This window comes from Streptomyces sp. NPDC085866, assembly GCF_044541035.1.
Lineage (GTDB): Bacteria > Actinomycetota > Actinomycetes > Streptomycetales > Streptomycetaceae > Streptomyces.
Map to the genome: position 1 here is coordinate 146824 of NZ_JBITSQ010000005.1, position 15695 is coordinate 162518.

Consider the following 15695-nt stretch of genomic DNA (forward strand, 5'->3'; position numbering starts at 1 on the left):
CCGGCGAGCAGGGTGCCGGCCTTCGTCATGCTCGGCGACGCGGTGCGCGACGCCCCGGACCCGAGGCTGAGGTGAGTCGCCGTGCTGCTCGAAGTGTGTGAAGTGCGCGTGGGGTGCGGGCCCGGGGTGGGGTGCGGGAGGTGTGTGCCGGCGGCCGCCCGCCCGTGGTCCTCCGGCGCCCCGGCGAGCAGGGTGCCGGCCTTCGTCATGCTCGGCGACGCGGTGCGCGACGCCCCGGACCCGAGGCTGAGGTGAGTCGCCGTGCTGCTCGAAGTGCGTGACCTGCATGTGGAGTTCCGGACCCGGGACGGGGTCGCCAAGGCCGTCAACGGTGTCAGCTACGGCGTGGACGCGGGTGAGACGCTCGCCGTGCTCGGCGAGTCCGGTTCCGGCAAGTCGGTCACCGCGCAGGCCGTCATGGGCATCCTCGACATGCCGCCCGGGCGGATCACCGAGGGCGAGATCCTCTTTCAGGGCAAGGACGTGCTGAAGCTGAAGGAGGAGGAGCGGCGGAGGATCCGGGGCGCCGGAATGGCGATGATCTTCCAGGACGCGCTGTCGGCGCTCAACCCCGTTCTGTCCGTGGGCGACCAGCTCGGCGAGATGTTCGTCGTGCACCGGGGGATGTCGAAGAAGGACGCGCGGGCCAAGGCCGTCGAACTGATGGACCGGGTGCGCATCCCGGCCGCCGAGGAGCGGATCAGGGACTACCCGCACCAGTTCTCCGGCGGTATGCGCCAGCGCATCATGATCGCGATGGCCCTCGCGCTGGAGCCGGCCCTCATCATCGCCGACGAGCCCACCACCGCCCTCGACGTCACCGTCCAGGCCCAGGTCATGGACCTGCTGGCGGAGTTGCAGCGCGAGTACCACATGGGCCTGATCCTGATCACGCACGACCTGGGCGTCGTCGCGGACGTGGCCGACCGGATCGCCGTGATGTACGCGGGGAAGATCGTCGAGTCGGCCCCCGTCCACGACATCTACAAGGCGCCCGCCCACCCCTACACCCGAGGCCTGCTGGACTCCATCCCGCGCCTGGACCAGAAGGGGCAGGAGCTGTACGCCATCAAGGGCCTGCCGCCGAACCTCATGAACATCCCGCCAGGCTGTGCCTTCCACCCCCGTTGCCCGATGGCCCAGGACGTCTGCCGCACCGACGTACCCCCGCTCTACGAGGTCTCCGAGGAGCGCGGCAGCGCCTGCCACTTCTGGAGGGAGTGCCTGCATGGCTGAGCCGATCCTGGAGGTCAGCGGCCTCGTCAAGCACTACCCGCTGACGCGGGGGATCCTGTTCAAGAAGCAGGTCGGCGCGGTGAAGGCGGTCGACGGCGTCGACTTCGCCCTCGTCAAGGGCGAGACCCTCGGCATCGTCGGGGAGTCGGGCTGCGGCAAGTCGACGGTGGCGAAGATGCTGTGCAGCCTGGAGCGGCCGACGGCGGGCTCGATCAGGTTCAAGGGCGAGGACATCACCCGGCTGTCCGGCCGGGCCCTGAAGGCGGTGCGCCGCAACATCCAGATGGTCTTCCAGGACCCGTACACCTCCCTCAACCCCCGGATGACGGTCGGGGACATCATCGGGGAGCCGTACGAGATCCACCCGGAAGCCGCCCCCAAGGGCGACCGGCGCCGCAGGGTGCAGGAGCTGCTGGACGTGGTCGGCCTCAACCCCGAGTACATCAACCGCTACCCGCACCAGTTCTCCGGCGGCCAGCGCCAACGCATCGGCATCGCGAGGGGGTTGGCCCTGCGCCCCGAGGTGATCGTCGCCGACGAGCCGGTCTCCGCCCTGGACGTCTCGGTCCAGGCCCAGGTGATCAACCTGCTGGACCGCCTCCAGTCGGAGTTCGACCTCTCCTACGTCTTCATCGCGCACGACCTGTCGATCGTCCGGCACATCTCGGACCGGGTCGGGGTCATGTACCTGGGCCGCATCGTGGAGATCGGCAGGGACGCCGAGATCTACGACCACCCCACCCACCCCTACACCCAGGCGCTTCTCTCCGCCGTCCCGGTTCCCGACCCCGAGGCCCGCGACCACCGTGAGCGGATCATCCTCGTCGGCGACGTCCCGTCCCCGACGAAGATCCCCTCGGGCTGCCGCTTCCGCACCCGCTGCTGGAAGGCCAGGGAACGCTGCACCCTGGAGGTCCCGCTCCTGGCGGTCCCCGAGGACTTCCGCCGCACACCCGGTCCCGCCGCCCACGACTCGGCCTGTCACTTCGCGGAGACGCTGTCGATCAGGCGCTCCGCGCCGGGGCAAGTGGTCCCGCCGGAGAAGCCCGGAGGGAACGGCAACGGGCCGGGGTGACATGGCGCATCCCCGGCCCGCTTACGGCACCCGCACGGCCGTACGCTGTTCAGACTCGCGCGTTCGTATATCGGTGCCGCTTCCGTGAAGTTGCCTGCGTGTAAACGCAGTTCATGCGTGTTTGCACGGTTGTGCCAGCGAACGCCTGAGGAAGTCCACCTGGAGCAGGAGCAGGTTTTCCGCGACCTGTTCCTGGGGGGTCATGTGCGTGACGCCGGACAGGGGGAGCACCTCGTGGGGGCGGCCCGCGGCGAGCAGGGCCGAGGAGAGCCGCAGGGTGTGCGCGGCCACCACGTTGTCGTCGGCCAGGCCGTGGATGATCATCAGGGGGCGGTGCGGCTCGGCGGCGGAGGAGAGGCCCTCGTCGGTGACCAGGGAGTTGCGCGTGTACGTCGCCGGGTCCTCGATAGGGTTGCCGAGGTAGCGCTCGGTGTAGTGGGTGTCGTAGAGGCGCCAGTCCGTGACCGGGGCGCCCGCGATGCCCGCGTGGATGACGTCGGGGCGGCGCAGGACTGCGAGGGCGGCCAGGTAGCCGCCGTAGGACCAGCCGCGGACGGCCACCCGGGAGAGGTCGAGGGGGTAGCGCCCGGCCAGGTCCTGGAGGGCCTCGATCTGGTCGTCCAGGGTGAGCGTGAAGTCGCGGTGGACCGCCTTCTCCCAGGCCGGCGAGCGGCCCGGCGTGCCCCGGCCGTCGGCGACGATCACCGCGAAGCCCTGGTCGGCGAACCACTGCGAGGTCAGATGCGCGTTGTGCGCGGCCACCACACGCGGGCCGTGCGGGCCACCGTAGGGGTCCAGGAGCACGGGCAGGGGCGTGTCACCGGGGTAGTCCGTAGGCATAAGCACGGCGCACGGAATTCTGCGTGCGCCCCCTTCGGTGAGGGTCACCCGCGGCGACAAACCGGGAACTTCGGCGCAGGACCGGACAGTCGCCGTTCGTTTTCCGTCACGCAGCACCTGGGCAAGGGTGCCCGGGCTGTCGAGCGTCGCGGAGGCCAGGACCGTCACGCCTCCGCCGCGCACCGCCGAGTGCACCCCGGGCTCCTGCGACACGCGCTCCACGCCGAGTTCGTTCACCCGGTAGACATGAACCTCGCCAGTCTCCGGGGACTCCGCCTCCTCGCCCGCCGACGCCGAAACCAGCACGTCGTCGGCCGTCACGTCGAGTACCGCACGGATGTGCAACTGCGGTCCGGTCAAAGGCCGTTCGCCCACCGTCAGCACCCGGGCGCCCCCCTCGTCCGCGATTCGGACAAGCTGCCCGGACGGGCTCCAGCAGGGCACTCCGGCGAAAAGTTCCAGCCATGTTGGATCTTCATCTGCGTGCACCATCCGGGTTGAACCCGAGTCCGGATCCACCGCCAGGAACACCTGGCTGCGCTGGTCCCGGGCCTGCACCAGGAGCAGCGGCGCACCCGCCTCTGACCAGTGCACACGGGCCAGATACGGATAACGCGCACGATCCCAGACGACCTCCGTGCGACTGCCGTCGAGGTCGATCACGAACAGACGTACGTTCGCGTTCTCCGTCCCGGCCGCAGGGTACGCGACGTGTTGTGGCTCACGCTCCGGGTGGGCCGGGTCGGCGATCCACCACCGCCGCACCGGCGTGTCGTCCACGCGTGCCACCAGCAGCCGGTCCGACTCCGGCGCCCACCAGAATCCGCGTGAACGTCCCATTTCCTCGGCCGCGATGAACTCGGCGAGTCCGTAGGTGACCTGATCGGCCTCCGGTTCGGCCAGTGCCCGGTCGTCCGCGCCCTCGGCTCCCGTCACCCGCAGCGCGCCCTGCGCCACGTACGCGATGTGCCGCCCGTCCGGCGCCGGACGCGGGTCGATCACCGGTGCGGGGACCCTGAGTTCACGCGCCGTACCGGCCCGCAGCTCGGCCATGAAAAGCCGCCCTGACAAGGCGAAAGTCGCCAACTCCACGGCCGCGTCGGTGACATAGCCGACGATGCCGGCCCCGCCCTCCCGACTGCGCTCCCGGCGCGCCCGCTCCTCGGGCGAGAGCTGTTCCGAGGCGCCCTCCAGGAGGGCGTGCGGATCGGCCGCCAGGCGCTCGGTGCCGTCCGTCGGATCGAGGATCCACAGGGAGTTGGCCCGGTCGGTGCCGGAGCGCGAACGCAGGAACGCGACACGCGAACCGTCGGGTGCCACGGTGAACGCACGCGGCGCGCCGAGCGTGAACCGCTGCGTGCGGGCGTGCCGACGGGGGAAGGAGTCAGCCTCGGTCGTCATACCCCGACCATATTGGCCATGCGCCCCCTTGTGCGGCCGTGCGCCGAGCGATGCGCGAGCACGGATAGTTATGATCACTACCGCTGAGTGGGTATGAACCTGCCGGCGTGTGCATGAAGTTGCTCTACTGATCTACGACCGAGTGACAACCCCCATAGTCCGAACCCCCCGCGTCCCTGGGATCTTTGGAGGTGAGCCGCCGTGGCACTCTCGATTTCGGCGGTGGTGCTGCTGGCGATCATCGTCTTCCTGCTGATCAAGAAGTCAGGACTGAAGGGTGGCCATGCGGTCGTCTGCATACTGCTCGGCTTCTACCTCGCCTCCTCGACCATCGCGCCCACGATCAGTGAGCTGACGACGAACGTCGCCAGCATGATCGGCAGCATCAAGTTCTGAGGCGGCCTCGCGTCCGGTTGGACAGTTCCACTGCCTTCCAGTCGTGGACCAGTTGATCGCGGGTGACCCGAGCCGTACGGGCCCGCACCCACTGATCGCCCGGTTGGGCGAGGACGGTATGGGTCCGGTCCACCTGGGGGCGTTCCGAGGCCGGGCGCACCGTACGTCCTGAAGGACCGCAGCTGCGTCGGCGGCTACCTCGCCCTGGCCCTGTCCGGCGTCGGTGTCGTCGGTCTCTTCGGCGCCCTGGCCACTACCTGGGGAGCGTCCAGGGCTACCCCCCTGATCAGGGTCGGCGGGGCGTTCATGTCCCTGGCCGCCGCGATCGTCATGGGGGCCCAGGTCTCTGCCCGCCTGCTGCACCGTGCCGCACCCCGCGTCCTGATCGCCTCGCGACCGACGCCGTGGCCCCGCAGCACTCCGGCGGGGCGTCGGCCGCCGTCACCGCGACCCGGCACCTGGGCGAGGCGATCGGCTCGGCGGTGGTCGCCGGTGTCCTCTTCGCTCGCCTCGGCGGGTCCGAATGGACCGGCGCGGCGATGCTGCGCGGCTGCACCGCCGCCTTCTGGTGGGCGGCCGGCTGCACCCTCCTCGCCGGCCTGCTGGTCACGGCGGGGCGCCCCGAGAGCGAGTGGCCGATGCCGAACTGGAAGGAGGTGGCCGAGGGAAGCGCCGCCGCCTCGTAGGGTGGTCCCATGACGGAACTGCCCTCCCCGACGCTCTTCGAGCAGGGGGGATCCCCATCCCGCTTCGCCCGGCGTCTGCTGCTGGTGCACGCACACCCGGACGACGAGTCGATCAACAACGGCGCGACCATGGCCAGGTATGCGGCCGAGGGTGCCCACGTGACCCTGGTCACCTGCACCCTGGGGGAGCGCGGCGAGGTCATGCCGCCCGAGCTGCGGCATCTCACCGGCGCCGCGCTGGGCGCACACCGGCGCGGCGAGCTGAGCGCCGCCCTGGGTGAGCTGGGCGTCGCGGACCTGCGGCTGCTCGGCGGCGCGGGCCGCTACGGCGACTCCGGCATGATGGGCATTCCCGACAACGAGGACCCCGCCTGCTTCTGGCAGGCCGACCTGGACGAGGCCGCCCGGTCGCTCGTCGAGGTGATCCTGGAGGTCCGCCCGCAGGTCCTCGTCGCGTACGACGACAACGGCGGGTACGGCCACCCGGACCACATCCAGGCCCACCGCGTGGCCATGCGGGCCGTCGAACTGGCGGCCGAACAGGGGCACCGGATCGAGAAGGTCTACTGGAACCGCGTCCCGCGCTCCGTCGCCGAGGCCGCCTTCGCCCGCCTCCAGGACGAGCTGCCGAGCCTCCCGTTCGCGAAGAGCGCCTCGCTGGCCGACGTACCCGGTGTGGTCGACGACGAGCGGATCACCACCGCGATCGACGGCAGCGCCCACGCCGCCGCCAAGGCCGCCGCGATGCGTGCCCACGCCACCCAGATCGATGTGGCCGAGCCGTACTTCGCGCTCTCCAACGAACTCGCCCAGCCGCTGTTCACCACCGAGTACTACGAGTTGGTGCATGGCCGGGCGCAGCCCGGGGAGACCGACCTGTTCGCCGGCATCGCCACCGGGGAGGCGTCATGAGCGGCGGCGGACGGGGCTCGATGCTGGCCCAGCCGATGCAGCGGCCCTCGGCCGGACGGATGGCCGCCTACCTCGGGCTGTTCCTGCTCGGCGCGATCGTCGGGCTCGCCGGAGCCCTGGTCCAGGCCGCCTGGTTCCCGGGCGGGCTGCTGCTCGCCCTCGCGGGCGCGGGCGGGCTGTTCTTCGGCGGGGCGTACGCGCTCGGCGGCCGGGCCGGGGCGGTCGCGCCGGTGGCCGGCTGGATCGTCGCCGTCGTCCTGCTCACCTACACCCGCAGCGAGGGCGACTTCCTGTTCGGCGCGGGAATTGGCTCCTACCTCTTCCTGCTCGGCGGCATGGCCCTCGCTGTGATCTGCGCCACCCTTGCCCCCGGACGGCAACCCGTCGACGGTCCTGCCCGACTTGGCAAGTGACGTACCACTTCGCCGTGCGGCGCACGTGCGAGTCCGGTGTGGGTTTCCTCAGCGGTCATGGGATGCGCGCCAGACGTGGCCAGTATGGTGGTGCGCGCCGCCGAGCTGCCCGCTGAGGTCGTAACGGGCGGCGGAGCCAACCGGGAGAACCTGCCTTGAGTCGTGAAACTGACACTCCGTCCTCCGGGCCCAACGGGTCCGGCGGAGCCGCATACCCCTCGGGGACGCCGCCGTACGGAACCCCCATGGCTTCCGACGCCGGCGCGGACGCGGGCCGTTCGGCCACCCAGCCCGAGGAACGCAAGACCGAGACCACGCTGACGACGCGGATCCGGATCAACATCCCCGGGTCCCGGCCCATCCCGCCGGTCGTCGTGCGCAAGCCCGTCGGCGACGGCGATGCCGGCGCGGACGACTCCGGCGCCGACACGCGGCCGGCTCCCGCCGCCGCGATGTCCGCCGGCACCGTCGCACCCCCCGTCGAGCCCGCCCCGCAGGCCGAGGAGAAGCCCAGCGACTGGTTTGCGCCCCGCAAGTCCGGCGCGCCCAAGGGCGGTCCGGGTGCCGGCGGCACGAACGGCGCCGGGACGCCCGGCGGTTCCGCCGCCGCGCCGAGCAAGCCGAGCGCCCAGCCGAGCGGTCCGAGCGCCTCGGGTGCCGGCGGCACTCGCACCGGCGGCGGCCGCCCCGGTGGTGTGGTCGGCTCCATGAGCGCGCCCGGCGGCCCTCGCCCCGGCGGTACGAACGGCTCGGGCCTGCCCAGCGCCACCGGCGGCCCCGTGGCCCCGGGGCACGGCGGCGGCACCGGCTCCTTCGACGTGACCGAGGTGCTGGCCGCGGGCTCGCGCGGCGGCTCCCGCCCCGGTGCGACCGGCGGCGGCGAACCGAGCCGCGACGACCTGCCGTACTTCGCGGAGAGCGGCGGCACGAGCGGAATCGGCGGCGGCACCCCCGGCGCGAGCGCGTCCGGCGGCCCCGGCGGTCCCAGTGGCTTCAACGGGCCGAACGGTCAGGGCGGCCGCGGCCCGCAGGGCCCCGCGGGCCCCACCGGCGGACCGGTCACCGGCGACGGACCGTTCGTCCCGCCGGCCGCTCCGCGGAGCTCGCTCAGTGATCTGGACCGGGACCTCGGCGAGTCCTTCGACTCTCCGGGCGGCTACGACACCGGCAGCCACCAGCTGCCCGGCGGCTACGACACCGGCAGCCACCAGCTGCCCGGCGGTTACGACACCGGCAGCCACCACCTCCCCGGCGGCGCGAACGGCCAGACCGGCCCGGGCGGTCCGGCCGCCACCGGCGCCTTCCCCGGCCCCGCCACGGCACCCGGCGGCGGCCTCAGCGACGACACCGCGATCCTCACCCCGCAGAAGCCGGCCCCCGAACCGGGCACGCCCGGCTACCGCGCCCCGGACAACGTCTCCGGACACACCGTCACCAGCGGCATCCCGGTCGTCCCGTCCGCCGGGAACGCCCCGTTCGGCGCCGGCGCGCACTCCGACGGCCCGGTGCCGCACACGGCGCCCAAGCTGCCCGACCCGGCCCCGCAGCCCAAGGCCCAGGCCAAGCCGAAGAAGAAGGGCCGCAGCAAGGTCGTGCTGCTCGGCGTCGGCGTGTTCGTCCTCGCGGGCGGTGCCTACGGCGCCGGCCTGCTGATGAACCACACCGACGTGCCCAAGGGCACCACCGTGCTCGGCGTCGACATCGGCGGCGGCACCCGCGACGACGCCGTAAAGAAGCTCGACGACGCCTTCGGCAGCCGGGTCGACAAGCCGCTGAAGCTCTCCGTGGGCGGCCGGACGGTGTCCCTGACGCCGGAGAACGCGGGCCTGCAGTTCGACTTCCAGAGCACCGTCAGCGAGGCCGCGAAGAGCGACTACAACCCGGTCTCCGTGATCGGCTCCCTCTTCGGTCAGAAGCGGGAGGTCGAGCCGGTCATGCCGGTCGACGACGAGAAGCTCCAGGCCGCGCTCGAGCAGGCCGGCGGCGGCTCGGGCTCCGGCGCGGTCGCCGACGGCACCATCACGTTCAAGGCCGGCAAGGCCGTGGCCGTCTACGGCAAGGCGGGCAAGGCCATCGACGCGGCCCGGTCGACCCAGGCGGTCGAACAGGCCTACCGCAAGCTGGTGGAGACGGGCACGGCGACCCCGGTGACCGTGCCGACGACCACCAAGCAGCCGACGGTCTCGAACGCCGAGGTCGACCGCGAGATGAAGGCCTTCGCCGAACCGGCGATGTCGGCCCGGGTCACGGTCCAGACGGACGCGGCGCACTCGGTCCCGATGAGCCCGCAGAACTCGCTGTGGAAGTTCCTCAGGGTGGAGGCCACTCCCGACGGCAAGCTGACCGACAAGCCCGACCTGGCAGCCCTGAAGCAGCTGTACGGCCAGGCCTTCGACGGCGTGCTCATCACCCGGGCCAACGGCAAGAAGACGGCCGTCACCCCGCAGGACGTCTACGTCGCCCTGCGCCAGGCGCTGATGAGCAAGACCAACCGGGTCGCGGTCATTCCCACGAACCCGAACTAGCGCGACCGACAGGGGGCGTCCGCCGGGCGCCCCCTGCGCGCGTGTCACCCGAATCGCATGACATCTGTCATCCGGCACTCGGGACCGCGGACACTGCCGCGTCCAGGGCCCCCACGGCCAGCATGGTGGGCATGACAACGACAGCGGCACCGGCCACCACCACCCCGGTGGTCGGGTTCGACCAGGTGACCAAGACGTACGGGAGCGTACGGGCCGTCGACGGGCTCTCGCTCCGGCTGTACCCGGGCGAGACCGTCGCCCTCCTCGGCCCGAACGGGGCCGGCAAGTCCACCACCCTGGACCTGCTCCTCGGCCTCAAGCAGGCCGACGGCGGCACGGTGAGCGTGTTCGGGACCAGCCCGCGCGAGGCGATCGTCGCCGGGCGGGTCGGGGCCATGCTGCAGAGCGGCGGGCTGATGGACGAGGTCACCGTCGCCGAGCTGGTGAAGCTGGCCTGCTCGCTGCACCCGAAGCCGTACAAGTCCGCAGACGTCCTCGCCCGCGCGAGCCTCACGCAGATCGCCGACCGCAAGGTCAACAAGCTCTCCGGCGGCCAGGCCCAGCGCGTCCGCTTCGCCCTCGCCACCGCGGGCGACAGCGATCTGATCGTCCTGGACGAGCCGACCACCGGTATGGACGTCTCCGCCCGCCAGGCCTTCTGGGCCACCATGCGGGAACAGGCCGACCAGGGCCGTACGGTCCTCTTCGCCACCCACTACCTCGAAGAGGCCGACGCCATCGCCGACCGCGTGCTCGTGCTGCACCGCGGCCGCCTCCTCGCCGACGGCACCGCCGCCGAGATCAAGGCCAAGGCGGGCGCCCGCCGGGTCTCCTTCGACCTGGAGGGGAACATCGACGAGGCGGCCCTGCGCGGCCTGCCCTTCCTCACCTCCGTCACTGTGTCCAACAGCGGCTCCGCCGCGGGCTCCGGTCAGACCGTCCGCATCCAGTCCTCCGACGCCGACGCGACCGTCCACGCCCTGTACGGCCTCGGCGTCTACCCCCGCAACCTCGAAGTCGCCGGCCTCGGCCTGGAGCAGGCGTTCGTCGCCATCACGGAGGCCGAGGAGGCCAAGCAGTCATGAGCAGCCTGATCAAGCTCGAACTCGCCCGCGCCCTGCGCAACCGCAAGTTCCTGTTCTTCTCGGTGATCTACCCCTCGGCCCTGTTCCTGCTCATCGCGGGCAACGCCGACTCCAAGACGAAGATCGACGGCTCGGGCCTCACCCTGCCGACCTACATGATGGTCTCCATGGCCTCCTTCGGCGCGCTGACCGCCGTCCTGATGGGCAACAGCGAGCGCATCGCCAAGGAGCGCGAGAGCGGCTGGGTACGGCAGCTCCGGCTGACCACCCTCCCGGGGCGCGGCTACGTCCTCGCCAAGACCGCCAGCGCGGCCGTCGTCAGCCTTCCGTCGATCGTCATCGTCTTCGTCGTCGCCGCGGCCGTGAAGGACGTACGACTCGACGCCTGGCAGTGGCTCGCTCTCACCGGCGCCATCTGGGCCGGCAGCCTCGTCTTCGCCGCGCTCGGCGTCGCCATCGGCTACCTCGCCAGCGGGGACGCGGTCCGCCCGATCACGATGATCACCTACTTCGGCATGTCGATGCTGGGCGGCCTGTGGATGCCGACCACCACCTTCCCGCAGTGGCTCCAGGACATCGCCAAGTGGCTCCCCACGCACGCGTACGCTGCTCTGGGGCGCGCGATCGAACAGAGCCAGGCCCCGGAAGCCCAGGACATCGCCATCCTCGTCGTCTCCTTCGTCCTCTTCGCGGGCGGCGCGGCCTGGCTGTACCGGAAGGACACGCTGAAGGCGTGAGCACGATGACGGAAGACCGGACGGCGGGGGACACGAAGCACGCACCCGTGGGCTGGCCGCCCCGCAACCGGCGCGAGCTGCTGGTCAAGGTGTTGTGGATCGGCGTCTGGCTGGTCTTCCTCAGCTCGCCGGTCGACGACCTGATCAACGGCGGACACACCACTGGCGCCAGGGTGGCCGGCTCGTTCGGCCTCGCGGCCTTCGTCGGGGTCTATCTGACGCTGGTCTTCCGCAACATCGGCCGGCCGTTTTCCCCGCGCCTCGTCCTCACCCTGGGCGCGATCCTCGGCGTTCTCGCCCCCGTGCTGGCCTACACCCTCGGTAGCGCCTGGCTCGGACTCTTCGTCTACCTCTCGGTGGCCTGCGGGGCGACCCTGCCGGTGCGGGCGGCCTACTGGGCGATCCCGGCGTCGGGCGCCGTGATGTACCTCATCGGCCTGCACTTCGACGAGAAGGAGGCCCGCGGCCTGCTCCTCCTGGTGATCCTCATCGGATTCGCGATGACCGGTGTCAGCCAACTGGTGCGGACCACCATCGAGTTGCGCAAGGCCCGGGCCACCGTCGCCCAGCTCGCCGCCAACGAGGAGCGACTGCGCCTCGCCCGCGACCTGCACGACCTGCTGGGCCACTCGCTCTCGCTGATCACGCTGAAGAGCGAGCTGGCCGGCCGGATGCTGCCCGACCACCCGGACAAGGCCGCCCAGCAGGTCGCCGACATCGAACAGGTCAGCCGCCAGGCCCTGGTCGACGTCCGCGAGGCCGTCACCGGCTACCGCCGCCCCCGCCTCGCCGCCGAACTCGCCGGTACCCAGGTCGCGCTGACCGCCGCCGGGGTGGTGGCCGAGGTGCCCGGGGAACCCGACCTCGACGGCATCCCGGAGGAGGCCGAGTCCGCCCTCGCCTGGGCGCTGCGCGAGGCGATCACCAACGTGGTCCGGCACAGCGGCGCCGACCGGTGCGTCGTACAGGTCCTGCGCCGCCAGACCCTGGACGGCCCGGTCCTCGAACTCTGCGTCGAGGACAACGGATCCGGCGGTTCCGGCACCGGCCCGGGCAACGGTCTGACCGGTCTGACCGAGCGTCTGGAGAAGGTCGGCGGCGCGCTGGAGGCGGGCCGGGTCAAGCAAGGGTTCCGGCTGGTCGCCCGGGTGCCTGCGGCCGCCTCGGCGGACGTAGGATCCGGGGCATGACGAGCACGATCAAGGTCCTCCTGGCCGAGGACCAGTCGATGGTCCGCGAGGCGCTGGCCGCACTTCTCGGCCTGGAGGACGACATCGAGGTCGTCGCCCAGGTCGCGCGCGGGGACGAGGTGGTGGCGGCCGTCGGCGCGCACGGCGTCGACGTGGCGCTGCTCGACATCGAGATGCCCGGCTGCACCGGCATCGAGGCGGCGGCCCGGGTGCACCGCGAGTACCCCGCGGTCAAGCTCGTCGTCCTCACCACCTTCGGCCGCCCCGGCTATCTGCGCAGCGCCATGGAGGCGGGCGCCGACGCGTTCCTCGTCAAGGACGCGCCGGCCGCCCAACTCGCCGACGCGGTCCGCAAGGTGCTGTCGGGGGAGCGGGTCATCGATCCGACCCTGGCCGCGGCCGCGCTGGCCGAGGGCGCCAACCCCCTCACCGACCGGGAGCGCGAGGTGCTCCGCGCCGCGGCCGACGGCTCCACCAACGCGGAGCTGGCCCAGGCCCTCCACCTCTCCCAGGGCACGGTCCGCAACTACCTCTCCACGGCCATCCAGAAGCTCGCGGTACGGAACCGGGCGGAGGCGGTGCGGATCGCCCGGGAGAAGGGCTGGCTCTGAGGGCTCAGTTGAGCATCGACCGGGCCGTGTGGGCCTGCTGCCGCACCTTCCGGGCAGCCGACTCGTCGACGACCTCGATCAGGTGGGCGTACGTGTCCAGCTCCTCGGCCCCCGCCGCGAACTCACCGCGCTGCACCAGCAGCTGACCCCGCTCGTAGCGCAACCGAGCCGGATGCGCGGGCAGCAGCAGGCTCAACTCCACGGCCCGCAGCGCGACGTCCGACCGCTCGGGCCGGGCCGAGGCCCACGCCCGGATGTTGTTCAGGATCCGCTGCACGACCTCCAGAGGCGTCGCGGGCACCAGCATCGACGGCTGCAGCGGCGCCCCCGTGGCCCCCACCACGAGCAGCTCGGCATCCGCCCCGGTCAGCACCTTCCCGCCGTCGAACGGATCGGCCAGCACCTGCTCCTCCGCCGCCCCGAACCCGACCACGAAGTGCCCCGGCAGCGCGACCCCGTACACCGGGGCGCCCGCCCGCCTCGCCACCTCCATCCACACCACCGACAGCAGGATCGGCAGCCCGCGCCGCCGCCGCAGCACCTCGTGCAGCAGCGAGCACTCCAGCCGCTGGTAGTCGGACGGGGTCCCGTGGAACTCGTAGCGCTCACCCAGCAGCCGGCACAGCGCCTGCGCCCAGGCAGGCGGTCCGCCCGGCCGGTACGGCAGCAGCCCGGCCAGCCGGTCCAGCTCCAGCTGGGCCGCGTCCATCCCGGCCTCGTCCAGCGTCCCGTCCGCCTCGGCACCGATCAGCAGACACAGCGCCGACAGATCCGGCCGCTCCGACCGCGCCTCCTCCCCGAACCGCCGCCGCACCTCGGCGGACCGCTCCGGCGGGGGCGGATACGGAGGCGGAAGGAAACGGTGCCGCATGCCTGGCTCATGCCCGTCCACAGCGATCCCTACGACCGTTCGACGCGAGTGTTCTTCGGACCGGGGTGAGGGCGCTCGTCCGCGCTCTCTTCCGGTGCCCGGTAGTGGTGGTACGCGTGGTGCGGGGCGAAGCCGAGGTCGGCGTACAGGGCGCGGGCCGCCTCGTTGTCGTCCTCCACCTGGAGCCAGGCCGCCGAGGCGCCCTCGTCCAGGGCGCGGCGGGCCAGCGCGGCCATCACCTCGGTGGCCAGCCCCTGCCGTCGCCGGGCGGGATCGACCTCGACGGCGGCGAAACCGGCCCAGCGTCCGTCCACCACACACCGCCCGATCGCCGCAGGCGGCTCCCCGGCCGCACCGGGCACGGTCGCGAACCACACCGACGGTCCGCTGTTCAGCACCCGCAGGGCCACCTCGCTCGCCCCCTTGCGCTGGTACCGCGCGAGCCACGCCTCGTCCGCCTCCCGGGACAGCTCCACCCCGGTGCCCTCGGCCCGGTCCGCGACCGGAGCCAGCGCCCCGATCCACAGCTCGGCGGTCACCTCCCGCACCCAGCCGCGCCGCTCGAGCTCCGCGCACAGCAGCTCCTGCGCGCCCTCGGCGCCGGTGGCGGTCTGCACGTAGGCGGGCAGGCCCCGCTCGCCGTACCAGCGTCGTACGGCCTCCAGCGCCGCGTCGAGCGGACGTCCCGGGTCACCGAGCGGCAGCACACTGTTGGCCCGCCGCGTGAAGCCCGCCCGTCGCCCGGCCACCACCCCCCACGGACGCCCTGCGGGCGGCACCTCCTGGACTGCGGCCCGCAGCTCCCACTCGCCGAGCGACTCGCTCTCCACCGGCCGCCACGCGCGCGCGGTGATCCGCGCCAGCTCCGGGTAGCTCGCGGCCGGACCCCGGCGGCGGGCCGGCGCGGCCGGGACCACCTTGCCCGCGACCAGCACGGACTCAGGGATCCGGACACTCCGTCCGTCCCGCCGTGTGATCATGAGCACTCCGTTGTCCCATGATGTGAGAACACCCACCGTGTCGGTGAACTTCTCCTCCGTCGCTCCAGGTTCGCTCAAGCGCCGTACGGAGACCCGTTTGCCCACGTCAGCAGTGGTGATACGGACCTCGAGGCGCCCTTTCGCCGAGATTTCCACTGGTCAGTTCACCCCTCCTGTATGGATCATGCCCCGGAACGGAGATACTAGGGGCGGGCATCGACGACGCCGCGCTCCCGCGCGCCAGGCGGCGGAGCCTATGGAGGCCCGCCAGCGCCCTATCGAGGAGGAACGACAGCGTGACCTACGTCATCGCGCAGCCTTGTGTCGACGTGAAGGACAAGGCGTGCATCGAGGAGTGCCCGGTCGACTGCATCTACGAGGGCTCACGGTCCTTGTACATCCACCCGGACGAATGCGTCGACTGTGGTGCCTGTGAGCCGGTCTGCCCGGTTGAGGCGATCTTCTACGAGGACGACACTCCGGAGGAGTGGAAGGACTACTACAAGGCGAACGTCGAGTTCTTCGACGAGCTGGGCTCTCCCGGTGGTGCCAGCAAGCTGGGTCTGATCGAGCGCGACCATCCCTTCATCGCCGCGCTGCCGCCGCAGGCCTAGTGACCGTTTGAGCGGCCAAGCGGCCCACCACCCTCCCCCGAGCTCTCGGCTTCGCCCGAGCAGGGGGGAACCCATCGCCTCGGCCCGCACGGCCCGATCGCCCAGATCGCGCCGTACGGGACC

At 71.9% G+C, this 15695-nt stretch carries 16 protein-coding genes; 12 read left to right on the forward strand and 4 right to left on the reverse strand.

From position 1 onward, the window contains the following. Positions 1 to 209 (reverse strand): hypothetical protein (locus ACIF83_RS13650; RefSeq protein ID WP_399727181.1); only part of this gene is annotated, 209 nt, incomplete at its 3' end. Between the two features lie 52 nt (positions 210 to 261). On the opposite strand from ACIF83_RS13650, the gene ACIF83_RS13655 reads away from it, so the two are divergent. Together ACIF83_RS13655 and ACIF83_RS13660 are read left to right on the forward strand one after the other, a co-directional pair. Next, the gene (locus ACIF83_RS13655) at positions 262 to 1236 is read left to right on the forward strand and encodes an ABC transporter ATP-binding protein (protein ID WP_393468681.1); all 975 of its coding nucleotides are present in this window, start codon (positions 262 to 264) and stop codon (positions 1234 to 1236) included. After that, positions 1229 to 2311 (forward strand): ABC transporter ATP-binding protein, encoded by a 1083-nt coding sequence (locus tag ACIF83_RS13660; RefSeq protein ID WP_393468684.1) that lies wholly within the window; start codon positions 1229 to 1231, stop codon positions 2309 to 2311. Before ACIF83_RS13655 ends, ACIF83_RS13660 begins: the two co-directional genes overlap by 8 nt. 111 nt (positions 2312 to 2422) lie before the next feature. Here the strand turns inward: ACIF83_RS13660 and ACIF83_RS13665 are convergent, their stop codons facing one another. Beyond that, entirely contained in the window at positions 2423 to 4552 is a 2130-nt protein-coding gene (locus ACIF83_RS13665; protein ID WP_399726517.1) for an alpha/beta fold hydrolase, read from the reverse strand. Positions 4553 to 4753: 201 nt separating this feature from the next. Here ACIF83_RS13665 and ACIF83_RS13670 point away from each other — a divergent pair, with 201 nt between their 5' ends. From ACIF83_RS13670 to ACIF83_RS13710, 9 genes are all read left to right on the forward strand, one after another. After that, a complete protein-coding gene (locus ACIF83_RS13670) occupies positions 4754 to 4948 on the forward strand; it encodes a hypothetical protein (RefSeq protein WP_067128709.1) in 195 nt (64 codons plus the stop codon). Positions 4949 to 5352: 404 nt separating this feature from the next. Beyond that, positions 5353 to 5634 (forward strand): hypothetical protein, encoded by a 282-nt coding sequence (locus ACIF83_RS13675; protein ID WP_399726520.1) that lies wholly within the window; start codon positions 5353 to 5355, stop codon positions 5632 to 5634. A 9-nt stretch (positions 5635 to 5643) separates the two neighbouring features. Further along, on the forward strand, positions 5644 to 6546 hold the full coding sequence (gene mshB, locus ACIF83_RS13680; RefSeq protein WP_399726523.1) for an N-acetyl-1-D-myo-inositol-2-amino-2-deoxy-alpha-D-glucopyranoside deacetylase: 903 nt from the start codon (positions 5644 to 5646) through the stop codon (positions 6544 to 6546). After that, positions 6543 to 6959 carry a DUF6113 family protein gene (locus tag ACIF83_RS13685; RefSeq protein ID WP_398137655.1) on the forward strand — a complete coding sequence of 139 codons (417 nt, stop codon included), beginning with the start codon at positions 6543 to 6545 and terminating at the stop codon, positions 6957 to 6959. Before mshB ends, ACIF83_RS13685 begins: the two co-directional genes overlap by 4 nt. A 155-nt stretch (positions 6960 to 7114) precedes the next feature. Beyond that, on the forward strand, positions 7115 to 9484 hold the full coding sequence (locus ACIF83_RS13690; RefSeq protein ID WP_399726526.1) for a hypothetical protein: 2370 nt from the start codon (positions 7115 to 7117) through the stop codon (positions 9482 to 9484). 131 nt (positions 9485 to 9615) lie between these two features. Beyond that, entirely contained in the window at positions 9616 to 10569 is a 954-nt protein-coding gene (locus ACIF83_RS13695; RefSeq protein ID WP_399726529.1) for an ABC transporter ATP-binding protein, read from the forward strand. Continuing rightward, positions 10566 to 11306: an ABC transporter permease gene (locus ACIF83_RS13700; protein WP_393468703.1), complete on the forward strand. Its 741-nt coding sequence runs from the start codon at positions 10566 to 10568 to the stop codon at positions 11304 to 11306. The genes ACIF83_RS13695 and ACIF83_RS13700 overlap by 4 nt, the downstream gene beginning before the upstream one ends. After that, on the forward strand, positions 11303 to 12496 hold the full coding sequence (locus ACIF83_RS13705; protein ID WP_393468706.1) for a sensor histidine kinase: 1194 nt from the start codon (positions 11303 to 11305) through the stop codon (positions 12494 to 12496). The genes ACIF83_RS13700 and ACIF83_RS13705 overlap by 4 nt, the downstream gene beginning before the upstream one ends. After that, complete coding sequence (locus tag ACIF83_RS13710; RefSeq protein ID WP_393468709.1) at positions 12493 to 13107, forward strand: response regulator; 615 nt, start codon at positions 12493 to 12495, stop codon at positions 13105 to 13107. The genes ACIF83_RS13705 and ACIF83_RS13710 overlap by 4 nt, the downstream gene beginning before the upstream one ends. 4 nt (positions 13108 to 13111) lie before the next feature. Here ACIF83_RS13710 and ACIF83_RS13715 read toward each other — a convergent pair whose 3' ends face one another. Both ACIF83_RS13715 and ACIF83_RS13720 read right to left on the reverse strand, forming a co-directional pair. Next, positions 13112 to 13978, reverse strand: a complete 867-nt coding sequence (locus tag ACIF83_RS13715) for a tetratricopeptide repeat protein (protein WP_393468712.1) — start codon at positions 13976 to 13978, stop codon at positions 13112 to 13114. A gap of 29 nt (positions 13979 to 14007) precedes the next feature. Then, positions 14008 to 15114: a GNAT family N-acetyltransferase gene (locus ACIF83_RS13720; protein ID WP_393468715.1), complete on the reverse strand. Its 1107-nt coding sequence runs from the start codon at positions 15112 to 15114 to the stop codon at positions 14008 to 14010. 140 nt (positions 15115 to 15254) lie between these two features. Between ACIF83_RS13720 and fdxA the strand changes: the two genes are divergently transcribed. After that, complete coding sequence (gene fdxA / locus ACIF83_RS13725) at positions 15255 to 15572, forward strand: ferredoxin (RefSeq protein ID WP_010047804.1); 318 nt, start codon at positions 15255 to 15257, stop codon at positions 15570 to 15572. Positions 15573 to 15695: the final 123 nt, after the last annotated feature.

Bases quoted from the DNA above. Each gene is read 5' to 3' on its own strand.
- ACIF83_RS13660 (WP_393468684.1), top strand. From the start codon at position 1,229: ATGGCTGAGCCGATCCTGGAGGTCAGCGGCCTCGTCAAGCACTACCCG.
- ACIF83_RS13665 (WP_399726517.1), bottom strand. From the start codon at position 4,552: ATGACGACCGAGGCTGACTCCTTCCCCCGTCGGCACGCCCGCACGCAG.
- mshB (WP_399726523.1), top strand. From the start codon at position 5,644: ATGACGGAACTGCCCTCCCCGACGCTCTTCGAGCAGGGGGGATCCCCA.
- ACIF83_RS13685 (WP_398137655.1), top strand. From the start codon at position 6,543: ATGAGCGGCGGCGGACGGGGCTCGATGCTGGCCCAGCCGATGCAGCGG.
- ACIF83_RS13695 (WP_399726529.1), top strand. From the start codon at position 9,616: ATGACAACGACAGCGGCACCGGCCACCACCACCCCGGTGGTCGGGTTC.
- ACIF83_RS13700 (WP_393468703.1), top strand. From the start codon at position 10,566: ATGAGCAGCCTGATCAAGCTCGAACTCGCCCGCGCCCTGCGCAACCGC.
- ACIF83_RS13710 (WP_393468709.1), top strand. From the start codon at position 12,493: ATGACGAGCACGATCAAGGTCCTCCTGGCCGAGGACCAGTCGATGGTC.
- ACIF83_RS13715 (WP_393468712.1), bottom strand. From the start codon at position 13,978: ATGCGGCACCGTTTCCTTCCGCCTCCGTATCCGCCCCCGCCGGAGCGG.